The organism is Neisseria sp. P0014.S002, from assembly GCF_051958295.1.
Lineage (GTDB): Bacteria > Pseudomonadota > Gammaproteobacteria > Burkholderiales > Neisseriaceae > Neisseria > Neisseria flavescens_B.
Genome location: NZ_JBQCVO010000009.1, coordinates 45,031 through 67,350 on the forward strand (window position 1 = coordinate 45,031; position 22,320 = coordinate 67,350).

25 protein-coding genes are annotated in these 22,320 nt (G+C 52.9%); 14 read left to right on the top strand and 11 right to left on the bottom strand.

What is annotated here, in order from left to right; genetic code table 11:
- Positions 1-78: 78 nt before the first annotated feature.
- The 6 genes from ACTHSX_RS09035 to ACTHSX_RS09060 all read right to left on the bottom strand — a co-directional run bounded on the left by ACTHSX_RS09035 (position 79) and on the right by ACTHSX_RS09060 (position 3,922).
- Positions 79-372 (bottom strand): helix-turn-helix domain-containing protein, encoded by a 294-nt coding sequence (locus ACTHSX_RS09035; RefSeq protein WP_003684039.1) that lies wholly within the window; start codon positions 370-372, stop codon positions 79-81.
- A gap of 404 nt (positions 373-776) precedes the next feature.
- A complete protein-coding gene (map, locus tag ACTHSX_RS09040; protein WP_223168821.1) occupies positions 777-1,577 on the bottom strand; it encodes a type I methionyl aminopeptidase in 801 nt (266 codons plus the stop codon).
- Positions 1,578-1,619: 42 nt separating this feature from the next.
- A complete protein-coding gene (locus tag ACTHSX_RS09045) occupies positions 1,620-2,225 on the bottom strand; it encodes a hypothetical protein (RefSeq protein WP_440377447.1) in 606 nt (201 codons plus the stop codon).
- A gap of 66 nt (positions 2,226-2,291) precedes the next feature.
- Positions 2,292-2,903 carry a BON domain-containing protein gene (locus ACTHSX_RS09050; RefSeq protein WP_003749389.1) on the bottom strand — a complete coding sequence of 204 codons (612 nt, stop codon included), beginning with the start codon at positions 2,901-2,903 and terminating at the stop codon, positions 2,292-2,294.
- A 73-nt stretch (positions 2,904-2,976) separates the two neighbouring features.
- Positions 2,977-3,570, bottom strand: a complete 594-nt coding sequence (locus tag ACTHSX_RS09055) for a phosphoheptose isomerase (protein WP_003680645.1) — start codon at positions 3,568-3,570, stop codon at positions 2,977-2,979.
- A gap of 4 nt (positions 3,571-3,574) precedes the next feature.
- Complete coding sequence (locus tag ACTHSX_RS09060) at positions 3,575-3,922, bottom strand: YraN family protein (RefSeq protein WP_440377448.1); 348 nt, start codon at positions 3,920-3,922, stop codon at positions 3,575-3,577.
- Between the two features lie 65 nt (positions 3,923-3,987).
- Here ACTHSX_RS09060 and rsmI point away from each other — a divergent pair, with 65 nt between their 5' ends.
- Together rsmI and ACTHSX_RS09070 are read left to right on the top strand one after the other, a co-directional pair.
- Complete coding sequence (rsmI, locus tag ACTHSX_RS09065; protein WP_440377449.1) at positions 3,988-4,875, top strand: 16S rRNA (cytidine(1402)-2'-O)-methyltransferase; 888 nt, start codon at positions 3,988-3,990, stop codon at positions 4,873-4,875.
- 218 nt (positions 4,876-5,093) lie between these two features.
- Positions 5,094-5,714 carry a DUF1269 domain-containing protein gene (locus tag ACTHSX_RS09070; RefSeq protein WP_440377450.1) on the top strand — a complete coding sequence of 207 codons (621 nt, stop codon included), beginning with the start codon at positions 5,094-5,096 and terminating at the stop codon, positions 5,712-5,714.
- Between the two features lie 257 nt (positions 5,715-5,971).
- Here ACTHSX_RS09070 and ACTHSX_RS09075 read toward each other — a convergent pair whose 3' ends face one another.
- The 3 genes from ACTHSX_RS09075 to ACTHSX_RS09085 form a co-directional block, all read right to left on the bottom strand.
- Entirely contained in the window at positions 5,972-6,781 is an 810-nt protein-coding gene (locus ACTHSX_RS09075; RefSeq protein ID WP_440377451.1) for an alpha/beta hydrolase, read from the bottom strand.
- A gap of 106 nt (positions 6,782-6,887) precedes the next feature.
- Positions 6,888-7,877, bottom strand: a complete 990-nt coding sequence (locus ACTHSX_RS09080) for a peptidylprolyl isomerase (RefSeq protein WP_004520255.1) — start codon at positions 7,875-7,877, stop codon at positions 6,888-6,890.
- Positions 7,874-10,273: an LPS-assembly protein LptD gene (locus tag ACTHSX_RS09085; RefSeq protein WP_440379663.1), complete on the bottom strand. Its 2,400-nt coding sequence runs from the start codon at positions 10,271-10,273 to the stop codon at positions 7,874-7,876. Before ACTHSX_RS09085 ends, ACTHSX_RS09080 begins: the two co-directional genes overlap by 4 nt.
- A 69-nt stretch (positions 10,274-10,342) precedes the next feature.
- Here ACTHSX_RS09085 and amgK point away from each other — a divergent pair, with 69 nt between their 5' ends.
- Complete coding sequence (gene amgK / locus ACTHSX_RS09090; RefSeq protein ID WP_440377454.1) at positions 10,343-11,347, top strand: N-acetylmuramate/N-acetylglucosamine kinase AmgK; 1,005 nt, start codon at positions 10,343-10,345, stop codon at positions 11,345-11,347.
- Between the two features lie 83 nt (positions 11,348-11,430).
- Positions 11,431-13,326, top strand: coding sequence for a tRNA uridine-5-carboxymethylaminomethyl(34) synthesis enzyme MnmG (gene mnmG, locus ACTHSX_RS09095; RefSeq protein WP_440377455.1), 1,896 nt, complete (start codon positions 11,431-11,433; stop codon positions 13,324-13,326).
- 157 nt (positions 13,327-13,483) lie between these two features.
- On the opposite strand, the gene ACTHSX_RS09100 is transcribed toward mnmG, so the two are convergent.
- Together ACTHSX_RS09100 and ACTHSX_RS09105 are read right to left on the bottom strand one after the other, a co-directional pair.
- On the bottom strand, positions 13,484-14,071 hold the full coding sequence (locus ACTHSX_RS09100) for a GNAT family N-acetyltransferase (RefSeq protein ID WP_308904877.1): 588 nt from the start codon (positions 14,069-14,071) through the stop codon (positions 13,484-13,486).
- Positions 14,072-14,171: 100 nt separating this feature from the next.
- Complete coding sequence (locus ACTHSX_RS09105) at positions 14,172-14,762, bottom strand: 5-formyltetrahydrofolate cyclo-ligase (protein WP_440377456.1); 591 nt, start codon at positions 14,760-14,762, stop codon at positions 14,172-14,174.
- Between the two features lie 78 nt (positions 14,763-14,840).
- On the opposite strand from ACTHSX_RS09105, the gene ACTHSX_RS09110 reads away from it, so the two are divergent.
- The 10 genes from ACTHSX_RS09110 to ACTHSX_RS09155 all read left to right on the top strand — a co-directional run bounded on the left by ACTHSX_RS09110 (position 14,841) and on the right by ACTHSX_RS09155 (position 22,310).
- Positions 14,841-15,083, top strand: coding sequence for a hypothetical protein (locus ACTHSX_RS09110; protein WP_440377457.1), 243 nt, complete (start codon positions 14,841-14,843; stop codon positions 15,081-15,083).
- A gap of 178 nt (positions 15,084-15,261) precedes the next feature.
- Positions 15,262-15,990 carry a 30S ribosomal protein S2 gene (gene rpsB, locus ACTHSX_RS09115; RefSeq protein WP_002258397.1) on the top strand — a complete coding sequence of 243 codons (729 nt, stop codon included), beginning with the start codon at positions 15,262-15,264 and terminating at the stop codon, positions 15,988-15,990.
- A 123-nt stretch (positions 15,991-16,113) separates the two neighbouring features.
- Positions 16,114-16,968, top strand: a complete 855-nt coding sequence (gene tsf, locus ACTHSX_RS09120) for a translation elongation factor Ts (RefSeq protein WP_012779539.1) — start codon at positions 16,114-16,116, stop codon at positions 16,966-16,968.
- Positions 16,969-17,185: 217 nt separating this feature from the next.
- Positions 17,186-17,905, top strand: a complete 720-nt coding sequence (pyrH, locus tag ACTHSX_RS09125; RefSeq protein WP_002243681.1) for a UMP kinase — start codon at positions 17,186-17,188, stop codon at positions 17,903-17,905.
- Positions 17,906-18,067: 162 nt separating this feature from the next.
- Positions 18,068-18,538, top strand: coding sequence for a 23S rRNA (pseudouridine(1915)-N(3))-methyltransferase RlmH (rlmH, locus tag ACTHSX_RS09130; protein WP_003682681.1), 471 nt, complete (start codon positions 18,068-18,070; stop codon positions 18,536-18,538).
- Between the two features lie 170 nt (positions 18,539-18,708).
- A complete protein-coding gene (gene pyrE, locus ACTHSX_RS09135) occupies positions 18,709-19,350 on the top strand; it encodes an orotate phosphoribosyltransferase (protein WP_003682682.1) in 642 nt (213 codons plus the stop codon).
- Positions 19,351-19,449: 99 nt separating this feature from the next.
- Positions 19,450-19,845 carry an MJ0042-type zinc finger domain-containing protein gene (locus ACTHSX_RS09140; protein WP_440377458.1) on the top strand — a complete coding sequence of 132 codons (396 nt, stop codon included), beginning with the start codon at positions 19,450-19,452 and terminating at the stop codon, positions 19,843-19,845.
- Positions 19,842-21,155: an amino-acid N-acetyltransferase gene (gene argA, locus ACTHSX_RS09145; protein ID WP_440377459.1), complete on the top strand. Its 1,314-nt coding sequence runs from the start codon at positions 19,842-19,844 to the stop codon at positions 21,153-21,155. The genes ACTHSX_RS09140 and argA overlap by 4 nt, the downstream gene beginning before the upstream one ends.
- 44 nt (positions 21,156-21,199) lie before the next feature.
- A complete protein-coding gene (locus ACTHSX_RS09150; protein ID WP_003684015.1) occupies positions 21,200-21,979 on the top strand; it encodes an exodeoxyribonuclease III in 780 nt (259 codons plus the stop codon).
- Complete coding sequence (locus tag ACTHSX_RS09155; protein ID WP_440377460.1) at positions 21,966-22,310, top strand: hypothetical protein; 345 nt, start codon at positions 21,966-21,968, stop codon at positions 22,308-22,310. Before ACTHSX_RS09150 ends, ACTHSX_RS09155 begins: the two co-directional genes overlap by 14 nt.
- The last annotated feature ends 10 nt before the right edge of the window (positions 22,311-22,320 follow it).

The window sequence follows — 22,320 nt, forward strand, 5'->3', positions numbered from 1 at the left end:
TGCAGACATGCCCTTAGAGTGTAGAAAGTAAAAAGGCCGTCTGAAAACGAATTTCAGACGGCCTTTTGAATAGCTTGATTATTTGCCTTTGTCGGCTTTGGCTTCTTTTTTCAGAGAAGCGTACAACTCAGGGTCGCGGTTTTTCAGCAGGGAAGCAACGGCCAAGTCGTCACGGTTAACTTTAGCCAAATCTACGCGCTCGATGTGTACCAAACGCAGCAATTCGCGTACAGGTTTAGGCATATTGCGGCCGGACTCGTAACGGGAACCACCGGATTGAGTCACACCAATGCGACTCCAGAAGTCCATTTGGTTCAGGCCGAGTTTTTTACGGATATCGCGGATATTTTCAATTTTTTCGAACGATTTCATGAATCTTCCTTATTGTGGTATTTGTTGCATGCTTCTAGGCATAAAAATGGGTCTGCAAGAATGCCGGCATCCCTTTCCTGTAGGCTTTTGGGGTGATATGTGGGCGTATTGCAAATGACTGATCTAGATAATTAGACAGTATATTCGAAAGAAGTTTTCCGCTGTCTGCCATAATTTGTGTAAATATTTCTTAATTCATTATTTCATTAAATTTTCATTATATAAATCATCAAATTATGCGATTATCTTAAATATGGCGTAGGCAAATTTTTACATAATTAAACAATTCAATTTGGGTAAAAACTTAATTTCGAGTTTTTGTTCGGTTTTCTAGGTTGAGAATGCGAATAAATTTCAGGCCGTCTGAATCTATGTTTTCAGACGGCCTGAAGGTTTTTTCAAGGTTAAGGCTTACCGCTGGCAGGGCTGATGGTGAGGATTTCGTAGCCGGTTTCGGTAACCAAAACTTCGTGTTCCCACTGGGCGGAGAGGGAACGGTCTTTGGTGACCACTGTCCAACCGTCGTTCAGGATGCGCAGATGGCGTTTGCCTTGGTTGATCATCGGCTCGATGGTAAAAATCATGCCCGGTTTGAGGACGAGGCCCTCACCTTTGCGGCCGTAGTGGACTACTTGCGGCGCTTCGTGGAAACCGCGGCCGATGCCATGTCCGCAAAATTCTTGTACGACGGAGTAGCCGGCATTTTCGGCAACCTGTTGGCAGGCATAACCGACATCGCCGAGGGTGGCGCCGGGTTTGACTGCTTCGATACCCGCCATCATGGAGGCGTGGGTCACGTCGATCAGGCGTTGGGCAATCGGGGAGACTTTGCCGACGGTAAACATACGGCTGGAGTCGCCGTGGAAACCGTCTTTTTTAATGGTCAGGTCGATGTTGACGATGTCGCCTTCTTTCAGCGGCTTGTCATCAGGAATGCCGTGGCAGATGACGTGGTTGACAGAGGTGCAGCAGGATTTCGGGTAGGGCGGGTTGCCGTAGTTGAGGGGGGCTGGATAACCGCCTTGAACGTTGACGTGGTAGTCGTAAACGAGTTTGTCGATTTCGTTGGTGGTTACGCCGGGTTTGACGAATTGGCCGATGTAATCGAGGGCTTCGGCGACCAAGCGGCCGAGTTCGCGCATTTTTTCGATTTCTTCGGGGGTTTTGATGATGACTTTGTCCATGAGGTTTCCTTCTTGTTTCAGACAGTATGGAGGCCGTCTGAACGGGACGGGTGTGCCGTCTGTTTAAAACAGGTTGTCGAGATTGTCTTTATTGCGCGGTTTGGCTTGTGGTTTTGCCTCAGGCTCGGCTTTCGGAGTCGGTTTGGACTCGGGGGCTTTGGCTTTTTCCGGTTTGTTTTCTACCGTTTGTGCGGCAGGTTTGTTGCTTGCGGCTTTGTTTTCTACCGGCTGGCTGTCTGCTTTCGGTTTGTTTTGAGCGGCAGAGCTGCTGTTGTCGGATTGTGTGTTTTCTGATTTGTCGGCTTCAGTGCGTTTGTTTTCTGTGCGTTTGCTGCGGTGTACAGCGGGGCGGTCGTTTTTTATACCTTCTTCCGCTTTTTCGCCTCTTTCGTCTTGTGGGACGACAGGATTGCCGGAGGCGGTTTTTGCGTCGCCGTCTTTGGCAGGTTGAACGGTTTCAGGTTCGACTGCGCCGTTGGGGCGCCAAACTTCAATGCGTGTGTCGGTTTGTTCGGCAGGGTTTTTTTCGGGTACGTCGGTTTTACTGGAGTTTAGGGTACTGAATACGCCGGCAACAAGGGCTGCGACGGCGATAAAGCTGACAAGGAATAAAGCGCGGATTAGGTGTTTGGGCTTAAGTTGGAAAGGGGTTTTATTATTCTTGGACATGATGTGGCAGGTAATTGTTGGAGGAATGGCCGTCTGAATGTTCAGACGGCCTGAGTTGCCTGTGAATCAGTTGGCAACATAGTTTTGATAGAGAGTCACGACTTTTTGTACGCCGACGGTTGTGCTGACTTTTTGGGTCACGCGGGCTTGTTCGTCCGGCGTGAGGATGCCCATCACATAGGTCACGTTGCCGTAAGTCACGATTTTGACGCGTGCTTGGGTGGCCGGGCTGAGGCCCAACAGGGTGGCGCGGACTTTGGATGTACCCCAGGTATCGTTGGTCACGTCGCCGAGTGAACGCGCTTGTGAGGCAACGGTAATGTAGTTGTAAACGCCTTCTGCGGCTTGTTCGGAACGGGCGATGCGTTCAACAAATTGTTTTTCGCCTTCGGTAGCCACTTGGCCGAGCAGGAGTAGGTGGCGGTTGTAGCCGACAACGTTCAGTTTGGGCGTGTAGCCTTGGACTTGGTTGTTTTGGCGCAGGTAGGAGCGTGCGGTGGTCTCGACGCGCAATGCCATAACGTTGTCGTCGGTTTGCGCGCCGGTGGTGCGGCGGTCGACGGCGGATTTGGTGCCGACGGCTGCACCGCCGATTAGTGCGCCGACGCAGCCGCTCAGACTCAGGCTTAAGAGGGTCGCAGTCAGAACGGGGAGGGCGTAGCGTTTGATATTCTTCATATCCTTTTCCTTGGGTATGGACGGTTGGGTGTTCAGACGGCCTTTAAGGGCTGGGCCGTCTGAAAAGAAAGGGTTACATGCCTTCGAGCAGGACGGAGTCGATGCAGTCGCACATGGCGTGAATCAGCAAAATATGGTTTTCCTGAATGCGGGCAGTGCGCGGATAAGGGACGTTGAGCAAAACGTCGGTATCTTTGAGCATGGCGGCGATTTTTCCGCCGTCGCGACCGGTCATGGCGATGACGTGCATGTCGCGTTCGTGTGCCGCTTTGATGGCTTCGATAACGTTGGCGGAATTGCCGGAGGTGGAGATACCGACCAATACGTCGCCGGCGCGTCCGAGCGCGCGCACTTGTTTGCTGAATACATGGTCGAAACCGTAGTCGTTGCCGATGGCGGTCAGGGCGGAAGTGTCTGTCGTCAGCGCGACAGCGGCCAATTCCATGCGTTCTTTTTCAAAACGGCCGGTCATTTCGGCGGCGAAATGTTGCGCGTCGGCAGCCGAACCGCCGTTGCCGCAGGCCAGGATTTTGCCGTCGTTCATCAGGCATTGCAGCATCAGCTCGGCAGCCTGTACAGTCGGCTCAACCAGTACTTTTTCGGCTTCCTGCTTGGCGCGGATGCTCTCGGCAAAATGTGCGGAAACGCGTTCTTGTAATGTTGTCATGAGGTTAACCTGTAATATTTTGAATCCATTCGGGTTGGCCGTCGCCCTCGATCAGTACCGCATCCAGGCGGCAGAGCGCATGGTTTAACCCGTGCTTTTGCAGATAATACTCTACACTTCGTTGCAATTTCAATAATTTGGACGGTGAGATGCTGTATGCGGCACCACCGAAACCTCGGTTTTTGCGGTATTTTACTTCAACAAACACAATCGTACTGCCGTTTTTGACGATTAAATCGATTTCGCCGTAGGCGCAATGCCAGTTTCGCGCCAGCAGCGAGCAGCCTTTGCGCAGCAGGAATGCCAGTGCCGCATCTTCGGCCGCCACCCCCTGTTTGTGGTTTAAGCGCATGAAAAGTTTACCCGTTATATAATCATTGTTTTTAAAGAGACGCCGTTTCAGACGGCCTTGAATCTATGTACACAAAACACCTGCAAAAAGCCGTCGACAGCATCGAAAAACAGACATTATACGTTGTCGCCACACCCATCGGCAATTTAGCCGACATAACGTTGCGCGCGCTGGCCGTTCTGCAAAAGGCCGATATTATCTGCGCCGAGGACACCCGTGTTACCGCCCAGCTTTTGAGTGCGTACGGCATTCAGGGCAAACTCGTGAGCGTGCGCGAACACAACGAGCAGCAAATGGCCGATAAAATCATCGCCCATCTTTCAGACGGCCTGAGCGTCGCCCAAGTTTCGGATGCGGGCACGCCTGCGGTTTGCGATCCCGGTGCGAAACTTGCCGCCCGCGTGCGCGAAGCCGGATTTAAAGTGGTGCCTGTGGTCGGCGCAAGCGCGGTCATGGGGGCGTTGAGCGTGGCAGGTGTGACGGAATCCGATTTTTATTTCAACGGTTTCCTGCCGCCTAAGGCCGGCGAACGTCAAAAGCTGTTGGCCAAATGGGCGGAAGCCGATTTTCCGATTGTGATGTTTGAAACGCCGCACCGCATCGAGGCAAGCCTTGCGGATATGGCCGCGCAGTTCCCCGAACGCCGTTTGACTTTGGCGCGCGAAATCACCAAAACGTTTGAAACCTTTCTCAGCGGCACGGTTACCGAAATCCAAGCCGCCCTTAAAAACGACAGCAATCAAACGCGTGGCGAGATGGTACTGGTGTTGCACCCTGCGGTGAAAGAAAAACACAGCGATTTGCCCGAGGCGGCGCAAAATACCATGAAAATCCTTGCGGCCGAGTTGCCGACCAAACAAGCCGCCGAGCTTGCCGCCAAGATTACCGGCGAAAGCAAAAAAACCTTGTACGATTTAGCGTTGGAGTGGAAACGGATTTCAGACGACGCTTGAGGTCTTGCAGGCTTATTTCTCTCAACCTGTGGTGTGAACGATGCGACGATTTCCTACAGGCAAGGCTGGGTATTGTTCGTTATCCGTTTGCCGGTTCTACAGGCTTTATATAGGCAAAGTTTTGTTTGCCGCATTGCTTCCCCCCCCCCTTGCAATTTATAATGACACTGCATACAACGAGTATGTTCTTAAATCTTTCAATCTACGGGAGTGGACTTATGAAACAAAACATCATCGTTGCCTTATTCAACATCTCCAGCGAAGCTTATCAAGCCTTTTCTGAATTGAAAGCTTACTCGCAGACAACAGATACTTTGGTGGCACAAGCCGTTTTGGTTAAAAAGGAAAATGACCTGATTATCCCAGCAGAAAGCACCGACTTTACCGCCAATACGGTCGAAGGCACATGGACGGGCGGCCTCATTGGTTCACTGGTCGGCATTCTCGGCGGTCCTATCGGTGTTCTGTTGGGTGGAGCTACTGGCGCACTCATCGGCAGTGATGCAGGTACTGCCCAAACATTGGAAGAGGGGGCGTTGCTGGAAAATACAGCCAAAAAACTGGATAACGGCAGTACTGCAATCATTATTTTGGCGCAAGAATCCGACGAGGCTGTATTGGATGCTTTCTTCCACCGTTTCAAAACCGTTATTCTCCGGCAAGATGCAGTCGTTGCCCAACAGGACGTATTGGCAGCAATAGAAGCGCAGGAAGAAGTGGCACGTCAGGCACACGAAGCTTGGAAAAAACAGCGCAAAGCCGAACGCAAAGAGAAAGTGGAAGCCTTCAAGGCCGACATCAAACAAAAATTCGACAAATTGGCAGCCAAGTTGAAATAACACTGCCACCAACCCAAGGTATGTAACCGCTCAAATTTTCCGTTTCGGATGCATGCCAAACCGGTTTGAGGCTACCTGAAAATCTATTTTTCAGGTAGCCTCTCCTTTTTTCATGCCCCGAGACCTTTGCAAAGGTCTCAACCTATGTTATTGCAAAGGTCTCGGCCTTTTTATAATTGGATTTTAGATCGATCCAATAGGTTCAATACGCTTCTAAGTTTGCGTTTCAGACGGCCTCAATGTTTGGCAAACCTGCTTCAACGCTGCCATGCGTTGCGCAAATATTCGATGCAGTCGGTCAGGGCGTAAAACGGGGCGTTGCCGTGATTGGCGTTGGGGTAGAGGGTAAAGCGGACATCTGCGCCGAGGTGGTGCAAAGTGCCGGCAAGGATTTTGGCTTGTGCGACCATGCCGCGGCTGGTTTGGTCGGGACGGTTGTTTCTGCCTTCATGCTCGCCTGCGCTGAGGCGGATGCCGATTCCTTGCGGCAAAGCGTCGGGCAGCCAATCGAGCACGCGGCGGTCTTGCCACCAGATAGACGGCGAAACCAGCAAATAATGGCGGAATCGTTCGGGACGGGTGAACAGGGAATAGAGGCCGTACAAGGCGCCGAAAGAATGGCCGAAGACGGCTTGGTTTTGGGTATCGATGCGGTATTTGCCGTCGAGCAGGGCGGAGAGTTCGTCGTCGATAAAGTGGCTGAAGCGGTCGGCTTGGCCGTATTGTTTGCGTTCGGATTCGGGCGCGTTGTCGGGCAGCGGCGGCGTGTAGTCGAGGGCGCGTTGGCTTAAGTCGCGGATGGTGCCGCCGGTGTAGCCGATGCCGACAATCAGACAGGCGGCATGGCTTTTGGTGATGGGGTTGATGAGCAGGGATTGCGCCATATTGAGGATGGCGGGGAAAAAGGCATCCCCGTCAAGAATATACAGTATGGGATAGCCGCCTGCCGGACGCTCGCCGAGTGTCGCGGCTTGAATACGGTAGGTGCGGCCGGTGTGGGCGGAAGTAAGGGCGGTTTCTTCGGCTTGCAGCAGGGTGGCGGCTTGCCAGTTAGGACGGATGGACATGATGGGGTGCTTTAATCAATGGTTGCTTAAGGGAAAAGGCCGTCTGAACAATGGTTTTCAGACGGCCTTATTGTACGGATTTCTGCCTTTTTAACAATACGCGCGATTAGCGTACGTCAACGTAGGAGCTGCTGTGCAGTTCGCGCAGGAGGTTGGTGGTCGCCTGTTGCGCTTTTTGTTGGGACAGGTATTGGCGGACGGCGTTTTGTTGGCGCTCTTCAGGCGTACCTGCTTCGCGGACGTCGTTCAGCTTGATGATGTGCCAGCCGAATTGGGTGCGGACAGGGGCGCTGATTTGGCCGGGTTTGAGTTTGTGGACGGCTTCTTCAAATGGAGCAACCATCATGCCGTCGGCAAACCAGCCCAAATCGCCGCCGTTGCCGGCGCTGCCGTCTTGCGAGTATTGGCGTGCCAAACCGCCGAAATCTGCGCCGCTGCGGGCTTGTGAGTAGATTTTGCGGATGGTGCTTTCTGCGCCGACGGCGGCATTGTCGTTGTCGGCTTTAATGAGGATGTGTTGGGCATGATATTGGCGCACAGGGTCGGCTTCAGGCAGGGTGATGCCTTGTTGTTTGGCCTGCTCGATGTAGCGTGCCACTTCGGAGTCGCTGACACGGCTGTTTTGCATGATGGCCTGTTGGCGCACTTTTTCAACAATAATGCTGTCGGCGATGTCTTGACGGACGGCGGCAGACGGATTTTTGATGTTGGGATTGTGCGCGATAACGGCTTCGATTTCGCTATCGGTCGCTTGGATGTTGCGGCGTTTGCCTGCTTGGAGGATCAGGGATTGGTTGATCATTTGGGCCAAAACCTGTTGGCGCAGCTCGTTGGCGTCCATTTGTGTGCCTTTCGGCATGGTTTGACGCGCTTGCGCTACGGCTTGCGCTACTTGGCGGTGGGTAATGACTTCGTTGTCGACAACCGCAGCAATGCCGTCTGAAAGATGTACGCCGCTTTGTACGGCAGGCATGGTGGTGGCGCTGACGACTGGAGTTTTGTTGGCACGCGCTTTGCCTGCTTTGGCTTTAGGGGCGGCGTGTGCGCCTACTGCAAGAGTGAGTGCGGCGACGAGAATCAGGGGTTTGAAGTTCATTGTTTGACTACCTCGTTGGTTTTGCTGTGACCGGGGATGGCTAAGCGGAGTTTTTCGAATGGGTTGTTGCCGATATTGCTCAAGTCTTTGAGTTGGAGGTTGAAGAATACGGCGTTTTTGTGGCTGTTTTCGCCGGTAACATAGCGTTGGCCGACCAAGCTTGCGCTCCAGCAGCCGCAGTTGCTTTTGTATTCTGCACCGATGAGCATTTCCAGCGGTTTTTTGGCTTCGATTTCGTAGTTGTAACGGGCAACGGCGTACAGGTTTTTACTCAACGGCCATTGGGCTGCAAGGTCGACTTGGCTGAGCCTGTCGTAGAAATAGTCGCCGTTGGCTTGCAGATAGATGCGCTCGTTGCGTCCGTATTTGTAGCGCGCGCTTAAGACTTTGCCGGGTTCGGGGTTGTAGGTAATCCCTGCGGCGTAGCTTTCGGCACGGCTTAGGTTTTGGTTGTAGTGGATGTCCAAATCAATGCGGGTGCTCGGGGTAAGGTTGCCGTGTGCAAAGGCTACCCAGTCGGATTGGCTGCGCGGATAATTGCTGACGTTGCCGTCAGGCAGGACGTTGTCTTTTTTGAAATAAAACTTCTGGCCGATACCTGCACGGAAGAGTTCTGCACCGGTGTTGGGGGTGAGGATACGGCTTTGTGTGGCCAGCGTCAGGCTGTTGGCCGAATTGATGCGGTCGTTGCCCGAATACAGATTTTCGCGGAACAGCTGCGAATAGGTAAAGCTGTTTTCGGAGCTGTCGAAATTAGGCAGGTCGTTTTGGGACTTGGTCGGAATGTAGTTGTAAAACAGGCGCGGTTCGAGCGTTTGCAGGTATTCTCCGCCGAATAGACGGGCCCTGCGCTCGAAAGTCAGGCCGCTGTCGACGTTGATGATCGGCAGGACGCGGCTGACATTGCGGCTGCTTTGGCCGTTGAAGCTGTTGAGGCTGTAATAAGTGGCGTGTACGCCGACTTTAGGCCGGATGTAGCCCCATTGGTTGTGGAAGTCCCATTTGACGCTCGGGTAGAGCACCACGCGGCTGCCGTCTTGCTTGGTATCGTGGTCAAAACGGGTAAATTGGCCGAACACGTTGAGTTGCGCTTTGCCGAGATGGCTTTGCCAACGGCCGGTCAGACGGGGCATGATGGCATAAGGTTCGTCTTTATAACCGTCTTGGTTGGCAAGCGTTTGATATTTTTGTACGCGCAACGAGCCGTCGAAGCTGCCGCCTAGCAGTTTGTCGCTGTAATTGAGCCATGCCTGACGGTCGAGGTTGACGTTGCGCGCGATGTCTTCGCGGCCGTAGAAGTCGCGGTAGTAATCGTCGTCGGAAACTTGGTTGTAGTTGATGCCGCCGCTGATTTTGCTGTTCAGCTGCTGCTGGTGTTTCCATTTGAACTGGTAGCGGTTGTTGTGGACGCTTTTTTGGTCGTTCGGCATCCAGTCGCCATCGACTTCGCCGCTGTAATTCGGTTGCAGATAACGCACTTGGCCGCCCAGTTGCACACCGCGTTTGCTGATGATGCCCGGGCGGATGGTGGCATCCAAATTCGGCGCAAGGTTGAAGTAGTAGGGCAGGCTCAGCTCAAGGCCGTCTGAACCGGTGGCAATGGTCGGAACGAGCAGGCCGCTTTTGCGGTTGCCGTTGATGGGGAAGTCCGCCCAAGGCGTGTAGAGGACGGGGACGCCGCCGAATACCAGCGAAGCGTGTTTGGCCACGCCGATGCCTGTCGATTCATCGGCTTCGATGCTTTGCGCTTGGATATACCAGCTGGCATCGCCGGGCGAACAGGTGTTGAATTTGGTATTGATGAGTTTATAGAGGCCTTTGCCTTTGAGTTCGGCTTTTTCGCTGACACTTTGAAGGCGGCGGCCGCCTTGTTCGGTATTGAGGCGCACGGCGGTGCCGGAACCGGTTTGGTTTTTGAGGTTGTAAACCAATTGGTCGCCGGATACGGTCGAACCGTTTTGATACAGGGTAAAGCGGTCGCCGGCGGTAACGGTATCGGTGGCTTGGTCGTATTGCGCCCAATCGGCATTGAGAACATCGGCATTGCGCTCGACAATGACGTCGCCTTCGGCACGGACGCCGACTTGGGTCTGGCCTTCTATTTTATCGGCGTTGACGCGGGTGTAATCGGCAGGCAGGGCTGGCTCGCCGCTGCGTTTGATTTCGGCGGTTTCGGCCGGCTTGGCATCTTCGTGGTCGCAAAACAGGCAAGTGCTGCCCAAGGAAAGCGGATCGGCTTCGCTTTGGCCGGTTTTTGCCGGTTTGGATTCGGCGGCGTGGGCAGGGGTATAGTCTTCCGCCTGCGGAACAGAAGCATCTTCCGCGCGCACGGCTGTTGCGCCAAAGCCCATAATTAAGGCGAGTACCAAGGGTTTGAGTGAAAATAAACGAGCCAAAATCGCCCCTTAAATCGGTTTGCCAGTTAGAATAGCGGTTATTGTAACCTGAAATTCTGCGATACCGCTATGCAACGACAAACCGAATTACAAAACTGGCTGGAGTCTGTTTACCCGAACCAGCCGTTCGAATTGAGTTTTGCGGCAGCCGATGCCGACTTCCGCCGTTATTTCCGTGCGACGTTTTCAGACAGCCAGACCGTTATTTGTATGGACGCGCCTCCTGAGAAGATGAGTGTTGCACCGTATTTGAAAGTGCAAAAACTGTTTAATATGGTCAATGTGCCGCAAGTGCTTCGTGTGGATGAAGCATTGGGCTTTATGGTGTTGAACGATTTGGGCAACACCACATTCCTGACCGCCATGAATCAGGAAAACAGCGAAACCGCCCACAAAGCCCTGCTGCTCGAAGCCATCGACGAATTGATCGAGCTGCAAAAAGCCAGCCAACCCGGCAAACTGCCGGAATACGACCGCGAAGTCATGCTGCGCGAGATTAACTTGTTCCCCGAATGGTTTGTGGCCAAAGAATTGGGCCGCGAGCTGACCTTCAAGCAACGCCAGTTGTGGCAGCAAACCGTCGATACGCTGCTGCCGCCCCTGTTGGCGCAGCCCAAAGTGTATGTCCACCGCGACTTTATCGTCCGCAATCTGATGTTGGCAAAAGGCCGCCCGGGCGTGTTGGACTTCCAAGACGCGCTTTACGGCCCGATTTCCTATGATTTGGTGTCGCTGTTGCGCGATGCGTTTATCGAATGGGAAGAAGAATTTGTATTGGACTTGGTCATCCGTTATTGGGAAAAAGCACGCGCTGCCCAGCTGCCCGTGCCTGCCGAGTTTGACGAGTTCTACCGCTGGTTTGAATGGATGGGCGTACAACGCCATTTGAAAGTGGCCGGTATTTTTGCCCGCCTGTACTACCGCGACGGCAAAGACAAATACCGCCCTGAAATCCCGCGCTTCTTGAACTATTTGCGCCGTGTATCCCGCCGTTACAACGATTTGGCTCCGCTCTATGCGTTGCTGGTCGAATTGGTCGGCGATGACGAATTGGAAACAGGCTATACCTTCTAAGCTTGGTTTTTAAGATTTGATTCCACTTTTCAGACGGCCTAATCAACAAAAGGCCGTCTGAAACCTTTACAGAACACATAAAAATGACTTACATGATTTACCCCAAAACCTACGACGTGATTGTCGTCGGTGGCGGCCATGCCGGTACCGAAGCCGCGCTTGCCGCTGCACGCATGGGTGCGCAAACCCTGCTGCTCTCACACAACATCGAAACCCTCGGCCAAATGTCGTGCAACCCCTCCATCGGCGGTATCGGCAAAGGCCACCTCGTGCGCGAACTCGACGCATTGGGCGGCGCAATGGCGTTGGCCACCGACAAATCCGGTATCCAGTTCCGCCGCTTGAATGCCAGCAAAGGCGCGGCAGTACGAGCCACACGCGCGCAGGCCGACCGTATCCTATACAAAGCCGCCATCCGCGAAATGCTGGAAAACCAAGAAAACCTCGACCTTTTCCAACAAGCCGTCGAAGACGTAACGCTCGACGGTGAACGCATTAGTGGCGTGGTTACCGCGATGGGTGTGGAGTTTAAAGCACGCGCCGTCGTGTTGACCGCAGGCACGTTTTTGTCCGGCAAAATCCACATCGGTTTGGAAAACTACGAAGGCGGCCGCGCGGGCGACCCCGCCGCCAAATCCTTGGGCGGCCGTTTGCGCGAATTGAACCTGCCGCAAGGCCGTCTGAAAACCGGCACACCGCCGCGTATCGACGGACGCACGATTGATTTTTCCCAACTGACTGAACAGCCCGGCGACACACCCGTTCCCGTAATGTCCGTACGCGGCAGCGCCGATATGCACCCGCGCCAAGTGTCTTGCTGGATTACGCATACCAACACGCAAACCCACGACATCATCCGCTCAGGCTTTGACCGCAGCCCCATGTTCACCGGCAAAATTGAAGGCGTCGGCCCGCGCTACTGCCCGTCCATCGAAGACAAAATCAACCGCTTCGCCGACAAAGACAGCCATCAGATTTTCCTCGAGCCCGAAGGCCTGACCACGCACGAATACTATCCTAACGGTATCTCTACCAGCCTGCCGTTCGACATCCAAATCGCCCTCGTGCGCAGCATGAAAGGCCTCGAAAACGCCCATATCCTGCGCCCCGGCTACGCCATCGAATACGACTATTTCGATCCGCGCAACCTCAAAGCCAGCCTCGAAACCAAAACCATCCAAGGCCTTTTCTTCGCCGGACAAATCAACGGCACGACCGGCTACGAAGAAGCAGCCGCGCAAGGCCTGCTCGCAGGTGCGAACGCCGTGCAATACGTCCGCGAACAAGACCCGCTTCTGCTGCGCCGCGAACAAGCCTACCTCGGCGTATTGGTGGACGACCTCATCACCAAAGGCGTGAACGAACCTTATCGCATGTTCACCAGCCGTGCCGAATACCGCCTGCAACTCAGGGAAGACAACGCCGACATGCGCCTGACCGAAGACGGTTACAAAATCGGCTTGGTGGGTGAAGAGCAATGGCGCATGTTCAACGAAAAACGCGAAGCCATCGAACGCGAAATCCAACGTTTGAAAACAACGTGGTACACGCCGCAAAAACTCGCCGAAGAAGAGCAGCTGCGCGTATTCGGCCAAAAACTCAGCCGCGAAGCCAACCTGCACGACCTCCTGCGTCGTCCGAACCTCGACTACGCCGCGCTGATGACCCTGCCCGACGCACAACCTGAGACCACGCTTGCCGACAGCGTGGTCGAACAAGTCGAAATCCAAGTCAAATACCAAGGCTATATCGACCGCCAAAACGAAGAAATCGACAGCCGCCGCGACATCGAAACCTTAAAGCTGCCCGAGGATATCGATTACAGCAAAGTCAAAGGTTTGTCGGCAGAAGTGCAACAAAAGCTCAACCAGCACAAACCCGAAACCGTCGGTCAAGCCAGCCGTATTTCCGGCGTAACCCCTGCCGCCATCGCATTGCTGATGGTGCATTTGAAACGCGGGTTTAAAGATGCCAAGTAAGGTTTAATCCGAATAAAGGCCGTCTGAAACTTTCAGACGGCCTTTATTTATCAGGGGATTGACGGTGTTGCACCTTATTTCATTAATTTTTTAAAGAGTTCGGATTGTCAGCAAGATGGGCGTGTTTTGATGAAAAAATGAAGAAGAAAACGTTTTTTCAGGATGCGTCATAAGCTGCCGCTTTTTTGAGCAGTTTTGCCCTTGCCTGCGGCCATTCCTCACGCAGCAGGCTGTATTCGACCGTATCGCGCACGCTACCGTCTTTCCGCAGCTTGTGGCAGCGCAAGATGCCGTCTTGGTGTGCGCCCAAGCGTTCGATGGCGCGTTGGGAGGCGGTGTTGAGGTTGTCGGTCTGCCAGCAGGCGCAGCGGCAGTTTAAAGTGTCGAAAACGTAGTCGAGCAACATGATTTTGCAGGCGGTATTGATGTGCGTGCGCTGTGCCGACAGGGCATACCATGTGAAACCGATGTAGAGGCGTGGGATGGCGGGGTCGATGTGGTAAAGCGAAGTCGAGCCGACAATTTTTCCCGTGTCTTCGTCGATGACGGCAAAGGCGAGGCGGGTTTGTATGGCGGTGCGGATATAGTCAGCTACTTGGTGGGGTTCGGGCGCGGTGGTTACGTTCAGCTTCCAAACTTCGCCGTCGCAAACTGCTTCGCGCAAACCGGCTTCGTGTGCCGTTGTTAAAGGTTCGAGACGGACGCGGTCGAAGGATAAAACGGGAGTGGATGAGAAATCAGTCATGGGGGTTTCCTTTGTATTTGATGGTTTGAGTTTTCAGACGACCTTTTCTTTTATAGTGTCTTAACGGACGGCATCTCTGAGGTCGTCTGAAAGCTATTGATTAATGATGTTTGAACGCCAGCATGCCCGACTCTGATACAAACCCGTCCAGCGGCAGGTCGTGCGGTTCGCGCGGCAGTGTGTCGGTCAGTTGGCAATCGAAGCCTACGCCGAGGGTTTGGGTTTGCAGGCGGTATTTCATGGCGGAGAGGGTGGCGTCGTAATAGCCGCCGGCTTGTCCGAGGCGGTAGCCGCGTTTGTCGATGCCGACGATGGGGACCAGCAGCAGGCTGAGTTGGTGGACGCGGATTTTTTTGCCGGTGAATTGGGGGACATGCAATTTGGCGCGGCCGCGTTTGCGTTCTTGTTTGGCGCCGTCGGCAGGGTAGGGGGTGAACCACATCCGCCGCGTGTTCGGTTCGATATAGGGCAGGTAGAGTTTTGCGCCGCGTTTTTGTGCGGCACGGACAAAGCCGTCCAATCGCAATTCCTTGCCCATCGGCCAATACACGCCGATTTTCCGTCCTTTTTTGATGTAGGGCTTGAGCAGGCGGTTGATGGTTTCGGTGGCGGCGTTGCGCTCGTCTGCGCTCATTTGGGCGCGTGCGCGGCGGAACTGTTTGCGTAATGCCGATTTTTCGGGATTCCTCATTTTCAGACGGCCTTTCGGGATTGCGGTAGAATGTTGCGATTATAACGATTTTGTTAACATTCAAACAGGACGCACACGATGTGGCACATTGTCGCCATCGGCTATCTTTTTGTTGCCGTGATGTTTTCCGCCGCGCAGCCGAGTATTGCGCGCGCGTTGATTTATTTGGTTTTTTGGGCAGTGTTGCCCACCGTGTTCACGGTCTTCGTCGTGACCATCCGCCGCCGCAACCGCCTGATGAAACTGCAGGAGCAGGCGGAGTTTGAAGCAGCTCACCAAAAGGCGGTACAGGCGGATGAAAAACAGGACGGAAAGGTATGAAATCCCTTTTCAGACGGCCTCTTATCCGCTATAATCCGTCAGTTTTCCATTTCGGAAACACGCTTTTATTTTTTTAAAACTTATGCCCACTTTCGCCGAAGGGTGCTTGACAATAGGCGCCGCCTATCAAGTTCTATGCGATTGAATGTGTGCTCTTTAACCCTTTCAAGGAAATAACATGTCTCAAATTACTATGCGTCAGATGATTGAAGCCGGTGTTCACTTCGGTCACCAAACCCGTTTCTGGAACCCGAAAATGGCTCAATACATTTTCGGTGCGCGCAACAAAATCCATATCGTAAACTTGGAAAAAACCCTGCCGATGTTCCAAGAGGCGCAAGAAGCCGTACGTCGTCTGGTTGCCAACAAAGGTACAGTATTGTTCGTAGGTACCAAACGCCAAGCCCGCGACATCATCCGCGAAGAAGCTACCCGTGCCGGTATGCCTTTCGTTGATCACCGTTGGTTGGGTGGTATGCTGACTAACTACAAAACTGTTAAGCAATCCATCAAACGCCTGGAAGAAAAAACTGCTGCCCTGGAAAACGCTGCTGAAGGCGGTTTCAACAAAAAAGAAATTCTGGAAATGCAACGCGACGTTGAAAAACTGGAACGTTCTTTGGGCGGTATCAAAAACATGAAAGGCCTGCCTGACGCGATTTTCGTTATCGATACCGGCTACCAAAAAGGTACTTTGGTTGAAGCTGAAAAATTGGGCATCCCTGTTATCGCCGTAGTCGATACTAACAACAGCCCTGACGGCGTGAAATACGTTATCCCTGGTAACGATGACTCCGCTAAAGCTATCCGCCTGTACTGCCGCGGCATCGCTGACGCAGTTTTGGAAGGCAAAAACCAAGCGCTGCAAGAAACTGTAGCCGCTGCCCAAGAAGCTGCTGCCGAGTAATTCGGTACACAGAAGAGGGGCGTTATGCCCCTTTTCTCAAATCCCGTTCTGAAATCCGTTTTAGACGGCCACTATTTCCAAACACGGCAATGGCCGTGTTCCCAAAAATCTAGGAGATTCAAAATGGCAGAAATTACTGCAAAAATGGTTGCTGACCTGCGCGCCGCTACCGGCCTGGGCATGATGGAATGCAAAAAAGCCTTGGTTGAAGCTGAAGGCAACTTCGACAAAGCCGAAGAAATCCTGCGTATTAAATCTGGTGCGAAAGCCGGTAAACTGGCTGGCCGTACTGCTGCCGAAGGCGTATTGGCTTACGCGATCAACGGCAATGTCGGCGCATTGGTTGAAGTAAACTGCGAAACCGACTTCGTTGCTAAAGACGCCGGCTTCGTAGAATTTGCCAACTTCGTTGCTAAAACTGCTGCTGAGAAAAAACCGGCTTCTGTTGAAGAACTGAGCGAACTGGTTGAAGCAGAACGCAAAGCCATCATCGCTAAATTGGGCGAGAACATGTCTGTTCGCCGCTTCCAAGTGATCGACACTGCCAACCAACTGGTTGCCTACATCCACGGTGCTTTGGCTACCGAAGGCGTATTGGTTGAGTTCAAAGGTTCTGAAGACGTAGCACGCAAAATCGGTATGCACATCGTTGCCGCTAAACCACAATGTGTAAGCGAAGCCGAAGTAGATGCTGAAACCGTTGAAAAAGAACGCCACATCTACACTGAGCAAGCTATCGCTTCCGGCAAACCTGCCGACATCGCTGCTAAAATGGTTGAAGGCCGTATCCGCAAATTCTTGGCTGAAATCACTCTGAACGGCCAAGCATTCGTGATGAACCCTGACCAAACTGTTGCCCAATTCGCTAAAGAAAACGGCACTGAAGTGGTTAGCTTCGTACGCTACAAAGTAGGCGACGGTATCGAGAAAGCCGTTGTTGACTACGCAGCCGAAGTTGCTGCCGCTGCTAAAGTATAAGGCACTTATGAAAAAGAAAGCACCTAGATTCCAAACGAATCAGGGTGCTTTTTTTTGAGAAAACCGTTTACGGTACCTATTTTAAGACGACCGAATATAAAGGCCGTCTGAAAACAAAACAATAATAGAACGACACACCATATCATTGTAATCCGACCGTTTGAAAATTCAGACGGCCCAACTCCGACCGACGACATTCAAGAAAGCAAGGTATCCCATGACACAGCAAATCAAATACAAACGCGTATTACTGAAACTCTCCGGCGAATCCCTGATGGGTTCTGATCCGTTCGGCATCAATCACGATACCATCGTTCAAACTGTCGGCGAAATTGCCGAAGTCGTTAAAATGGGCGTGCAAGTCGGTATCGTTGTCGGCGGCGGTAACATTTTCCGCGGCGTATCTGCACAAGCAGGCAGCATGGACCGCGCCACTGCCGACTACATGGGCATGATGGCAACCGTGATGAATGCGTTGGCACTTAAAGACGCATTTGAAACTTTGGGCATCAAGGCGCGCGTACAATCCGCACTGTCTATGCAGCAAATCGCTGAAACTTATGCCCGTCCTAAAGCCATTCAATATTTGGAAGAAGGCAAAGTCGTGATTTTCGCCGCCGGTACCGGTAACCCGTTCTTCACGACCGACACTGCCGCCGCATTGCGCGGTGCGGAAATGAACTGCGACGTGATGCTCAAAGCCACCAATGTTGACGGCGTGTACACCGCAGACCCGAAAAAAGACCCATCTGCAACACGCTACGAAACCATTACTTTTGACGAAGCCTTATTGAAAAACCTCAAAGTGATGGATGCCACCGCTTTCGCCCTCTGCCGCGAACGCAAGCTCAATATCGTGGTATTCGGCATTGCTAAAGAAGGTTCGCTCAAACGCGTGGTAACCGGCGAGAACGAAGGTACACTGGTTCACTGCTAATCATTGAGAGGCCGTCTGGAACAGCCGAACGGGATACATTCGGCTTTCAGACGGCCTTTTATTTTCAGTCGGTTGTGTGGGCAGTTTTCCATGGCTTGAACAGGTTAAGGGCTTGCTTGACCATAATATCCAACCGACAATTCGATAACAAAAGGATACTCCATGAATATCACCGTCTTGGCTGTCGGCACGAAAATGCCGCGTTGGGTGGATGAAGCCGTCGGCGAGTACGCCAAACGCTTCGGGCGCGATGTCAATTATGCGCTGAAAGAAATCAAGCCCGAAAAACGCGGCGCGGGTGTGAATGCGGCTCAGGGCATGGCGGCTGAAGAAAAACGCCTGTTGGAAGCCATACCGCAGGGCGCGTTTTTGGTGGTATTGGACGAGCGCGGCAAAGCGCCGACTTCGGTCGAATTGGCACAACATTTGAAAGGCTGGCAGCAAAACGGCGAACACGTCTGTTTTATTATCGGCGGCGCAGACGGCATGACCGACCGTTTGAAACAGCAGGCAAACATGATGATGCGCCTTTCCAGCCTGACCTTGCCGCATGGCATGGTGCGTGTTTTATTGACCGAGCAGCTTTATCGCGCCGTTTCGATTTTGCACAACCATCCGTATCATCGTGAATAATCCGTTTTGATTGCTGGGATAAGACGGCAATGCCGCCTTGTCGGTTTGAAAGGGAATAGGGCAAGTCGGTTTAAAGCGGGGTTGAACCTGCTTTCAGACGGCCTGATTTTTCCGCATGAATCCTTTATAATCGTTTCTTTGATAAATCAACATCTTTCGGGAGAACCCAAATGTCCGATTTCCGTCAAGACTTCCTCAAATTCGCTTTGGCACAAAACGTGTTGAAATTCGGCGAATTTACGACCAAGGCTGGCCGTCAGTCGCCTTATTTTTTCAATGCCGGTTTGTTCAATGACGGCGCATCGACTTTGCAGCTGGCGAAGTTTTACGCCGAAGCCATTATTGCCAGCGGCGTGAAGTTCGATATGCTGTTCGGCCCAGCCTATAAAGGCATTATTTTGGCGGCGGCAACAGCGATGATGTTGGCGGAAAAAGGCGTAAACGTACCGTTTGCCTACAACCGCAAAGAAGCCAAAGACCACGGCGAGGGCGGTGTGTTGGTGGGCGCGCCTTTGAAAGGCCGCGTGCTGATTATCGATGATGTGATTTCCGCCGGTACATCCGTGCGCGAGTCGGTCAAACTGATTGAGGCCGAAGGCGCAACGCCTGCCGCAGTGGCCATTGCGCTCGACCGCATGGAAAAAGGCACGGGCGAATTGTCGGCGGTGCAGGAAGTGGAAAAACAATACGGCCTGCCGGTGGTTTCGATTGCCAACCTGAACGACTTGTTCACGCTCTTACAAAACAATGCCGAATTTGGCGGCTTCTTCGAGCCGGTCAAAGCCTATCGCGAACGTTACGGCGCGGTTTAAACCATAACATTATGCTCAGGTCGTCTGAAAACTGTTTCAGACGGCCTGAAGCATTGGCTAAAATATATTTTTGATTCAATACACTTACGGAAAATACTCATGCCTGCTTGTTCTTGTCCTCATTGTAAAACGCCGCATTGGGTGAAAGATGCCCAGTTGAACGTGGCGCAGGGTTTTGTGGTCTGCACGCGTTGTTCGGGGATGTTTAAGGCCAAGGATTATCTGTCGGGCAACCTGCCGGCTGATCCGGCCCATCTGCCTGTAGCGGTAACGGATGTGCGCCTCGTGCATAACATCGGCGCGCAAATCCTCAAACATTCCAAACTTTCGCGCAAAGAAATTTCCGATTTGCTCAATAGCGCGCTCAAGGAAGAGCCCAAGGCGGAAGAGCAGGAGGCGGTCAAAACGCGCAAGGACGGTTTCAACTGGACGTTGGCATCGATGATTGCGCTGACGGTTTTGATTATGCAACTCTTTTATCTTGCCCTGCTATGAGTGCCATTGCCCATTTTGTTGCCAGCTTTCGCGAAGCCGCACCCTATATTCAATATTTGCGCGGTAAAACCATGGTGGTCGGCGTGACCGACAGCCTGTTGGAAGGCGAAACCTTGATTCGTTTGGCCGCAGATTTGAATCTGTTGGCCAGCTTGGGCTTGCGTTTGGTCTTGGTACACGGTTCGCGGCATTTGCTCGACAAATTGGCTTCGGGTCGGGATTTTGTTCCGAAATACAGCGGCAGCCGACGGATTACCGATGAAGCGACTTTGATGGAAGTGAAGCAGGTGGCTGGGATTATCCGCAGCGATGTGGAAGCCGCCTTGTTCAGCAGCGTATCTGCACAGCAACGGAGCAAGCCGCCGGTTATCGCGTGCGGCAACTTTATTACCGCCCGTCCGTTGGGCGTTATCGACGGCGTGGACATGGGCTATACCGGTACCGTCCGCAAAATCGACGCGGAAGAAATCCGTTTGCGTTTGGATGGCGGCGCCGTGGTGCTGATCAGCCCTTTGGGACATTCGTACAGCGGCAAAACCTTCAATCTGAGTATGTGCGAAACCGCTCAGGAAGTGGCCATGGCTTTGCAGGCGGAGAAACTGGTTTTCTTGACCGAAGAAGCCGGTATTCGCCGCACCGACGGCTCTTTGGCCAATACTTTGTCTATCGGCGAAGTGCAGGAGCTGATACACGACAATCCTGATGCGCCGGCCGATTTGTTGCATGCGGCGGTAGGCGCGTTGGAAAACGGCGTATCGCGGGTGCAGATTCTCAACGGCCGTGAAGATGGCAGCCTGTTGCGCGAGCTGTTTACCCGCGAGGGCAGCGGTACATCTATTGCCCGTGAGCCGTTTGTTTCCATCCGTCAGGCACGCAGCGACGACATTCCGCACATCATCGCCTTAATCCGTCCGTTGGCGGAACAAGGCATCTTGTTACACCGTAGCCGCGAGTATTTGGAAAACCATATTTCCAGCTTTTCCGTATTGGAACACGATCAAAACATTTACGGCTGCGTGGCGCTGAAAACCTTTTCCGAGCCGGACTGCGGCGAATTGGCCTGCCTGGTGGTGTCGCCCGAAGCTCGTGACGGCGGCTACGGCGAATTGCTATTGGAACATCTGTTTCAAAAAGCGCGCGCCTTAAATATTAAAACGCTTTTTGCCTTATCCACGCATACTGGCGAATGGTTTGTCGAACGGGGCTTTCAGACGGCCTCGGCCGATGATCTGCCTGCCGAACGCCGGCAGGAATACAATGCCAACGGTCGCAATTCCAAAGTATTTGTTTATGACTTGCAGGCCGTCTGAAAACCTCAATCCTATTATCCGTTTTTAAAAATTACTCAAATCTTATGTTGAAAATTATCTCTGCCAACGTCAACGGCATCCGCTCCGCCTATAAAAAAGGTTTTTATGAATACATCGCCGCGTCGGGCGCGGACATTGTCTGCGTGCAGGAACTGAAAGCTCAAGAGGCCGACCTGTCAGACGATATGAAAAATCCGCACGGTATGCACGGCTACTGGCATTGCGCCGAAAAGCGCGGGTACAGCGGCGTGGCGGTGTACAGCAAACGCAAACCTGACAATGTGCAAATCGGCATGGGCATTGAAGAATTTGACAGGGAAGGCCGTTTTGTCCGTTGCGATTTCGGCAAGTTATCGGTGATTTCGCTGTATCTACCCAGCGGCAGCAGCGCGGAAGAGCGCCAACAAGTGAAATACCGCTTTTTGGACGCGTTCTATCCCATGCTCGAAGCCATGAAAAACGAAGGGCGCGACATCGTCGTCTGCGGCGACTGGAACATTGCCCACCAAAACATCGACTTGAAAAACTGGAAGGGCAATCAGAAAAATTCGGGCTTCTTGCCTGAAGAGCGCGAATGGATAGGCAAAGTCATCCACAAGCTCGGTTGGACGGATATGTGGCGCACACTTTATCCCGATGTGCCGGGCTATACCTGGTGGAGCAACCGCGGACAAGCGTATGCGAAAGATGTCGGGTGGCGCATCGATTATCAGATGGTTACGCCGGAGTTGGCCGCCAAAGCCGTTTCCGCACATGTTTATAAAGACGAAAAATTCTCGGATCACGCCCCTTTAGTTGTGGAGTATGACTATGTTGCCGAATAAGATTTTTGGTAAATATGATTGGAATATAAACGGCAAAACCGGCGTAGGCGCGGCGTGGGTCGTGGCGGCATTTGTGCTGCCTATGCTGGTGTGGGCAGTGTTTATGCTGGCGCGGATGTCCGGCTGGGTTGCGCCGACCAAGGCCAATCCGACTTGGGCGTTGGTATGGCTGCTGTTTTCCCTGCCTTGCCTGCTGATTGCGGCCAAATGCTTTGCTTGGAAGGGCTGGCGGCTGATTGCCAATATCATACTTTGTCTGGCGACTTGTGCCATTCTCAGCGTGCCTGCCGCATTGCTGATTGCATTTACACTCAACGACTTGCTCAAATAGGCCGTCTGAA

What these genes read in the sequence shown, in the direction of transcription:
- ACTHSX_RS09035 (WP_003684039.1), bottom strand. Translation starts at nt 372, where the DNA reads ATGAAATCGTTCGAAAAAATTGAAAATATCCGCGATATCCGTAAAAAA.
- ACTHSX_RS09045 (WP_440377447.1), bottom strand. Translation starts at nt 2,225, where the DNA reads ATGTCCAAGAATAATAAAACCCCTTTCCAACTTAAGCCCAAACACCTA.
- ACTHSX_RS09050 (WP_003749389.1), bottom strand. Translation starts at nt 2,903, where the DNA reads ATGAAGAATATCAAACGCTACGCCCTCCCCGTTCTGACTGCGACCCTC.
- ACTHSX_RS09055 (WP_003680645.1), bottom strand. Translation starts at nt 3,570, where the DNA reads ATGACAACATTACAAGAACGCGTTTCCGCACATTTTGCCGAGAGCATC.
- ACTHSX_RS09060 (WP_440377448.1), bottom strand. Translation starts at nt 3,922, where the DNA reads ATGCGCTTAAACCACAAACAGGGGGTGGCGGCCGAAGATGCGGCACTG.
- rsmI (WP_440377449.1), top strand. Translation starts at nt 3,988, where the DNA reads ATGTACACAAAACACCTGCAAAAAGCCGTCGACAGCATCGAAAAACAG.
- ACTHSX_RS09070 (WP_440377450.1), top strand. Translation starts at nt 5,094, where the DNA reads ATGAAACAAAACATCATCGTTGCCTTATTCAACATCTCCAGCGAAGCT.
- ACTHSX_RS09075 (WP_440377451.1), bottom strand. Translation starts at nt 6,781, where the DNA reads ATGTCCATCCGTCCTAACTGGCAAGCCGCCACCCTGCTGCAAGCCGAA.
- ACTHSX_RS09080 (WP_004520255.1), bottom strand. Translation starts at nt 7,877, where the DNA reads ATGAACTTCAAACCCCTGATTCTCGTCGCCGCACTCACTCTTGCAGTA.
- amgK (WP_440377454.1), top strand. Translation starts at nt 10,343, where the DNA reads ATGCAACGACAAACCGAATTACAAAACTGGCTGGAGTCTGTTTACCCG.
- mnmG (WP_440377455.1), top strand. Translation starts at nt 11,431, where the DNA reads ATGACTTACATGATTTACCCCAAAACCTACGACGTGATTGTCGTCGGT.
- ACTHSX_RS09100 (WP_308904877.1), bottom strand. Translation starts at nt 14,071, where the DNA reads ATGACTGATTTCTCATCCACTCCCGTTTTATCCTTCGACCGCGTCCGT.
- ACTHSX_RS09105 (WP_440377456.1), bottom strand. Translation starts at nt 14,762, where the DNA reads ATGAGGAATCCCGAAAAATCGGCATTACGCAAACAGTTCCGCCGCGCA.
- ACTHSX_RS09110 (WP_440377457.1), top strand. Translation starts at nt 14,841, where the DNA reads ATGTGGCACATTGTCGCCATCGGCTATCTTTTTGTTGCCGTGATGTTT.
- rpsB (WP_002258397.1), top strand. Translation starts at nt 15,262, where the DNA reads ATGTCTCAAATTACTATGCGTCAGATGATTGAAGCCGGTGTTCACTTC.
- tsf (WP_012779539.1), top strand. Translation starts at nt 16,114, where the DNA reads ATGGCAGAAATTACTGCAAAAATGGTTGCTGACCTGCGCGCCGCTACC.
- pyrH (WP_002243681.1), top strand. Translation starts at nt 17,186, where the DNA reads ATGACACAGCAAATCAAATACAAACGCGTATTACTGAAACTCTCCGGC.
- rlmH (WP_003682681.1), top strand. Translation starts at nt 18,068, where the DNA reads ATGAATATCACCGTCTTGGCTGTCGGCACGAAAATGCCGCGTTGGGTG.
- pyrE (WP_003682682.1), top strand. Translation starts at nt 18,709, where the DNA reads ATGTCCGATTTCCGTCAAGACTTCCTCAAATTCGCTTTGGCACAAAAC.
- ACTHSX_RS09140 (WP_440377458.1), top strand. Translation starts at nt 19,450, where the DNA reads ATGCCTGCTTGTTCTTGTCCTCATTGTAAAACGCCGCATTGGGTGAAA.
- argA (WP_440377459.1), top strand. Translation starts at nt 19,842, where the DNA reads ATGAGTGCCATTGCCCATTTTGTTGCCAGCTTTCGCGAAGCCGCACCC.
- ACTHSX_RS09150 (WP_003684015.1), top strand. Translation starts at nt 21,200, where the DNA reads ATGTTGAAAATTATCTCTGCCAACGTCAACGGCATCCGCTCCGCCTAT.
- ACTHSX_RS09155 (WP_440377460.1), top strand. Translation starts at nt 21,966, where the DNA reads ATGTTGCCGAATAAGATTTTTGGTAAATATGATTGGAATATAAACGGC.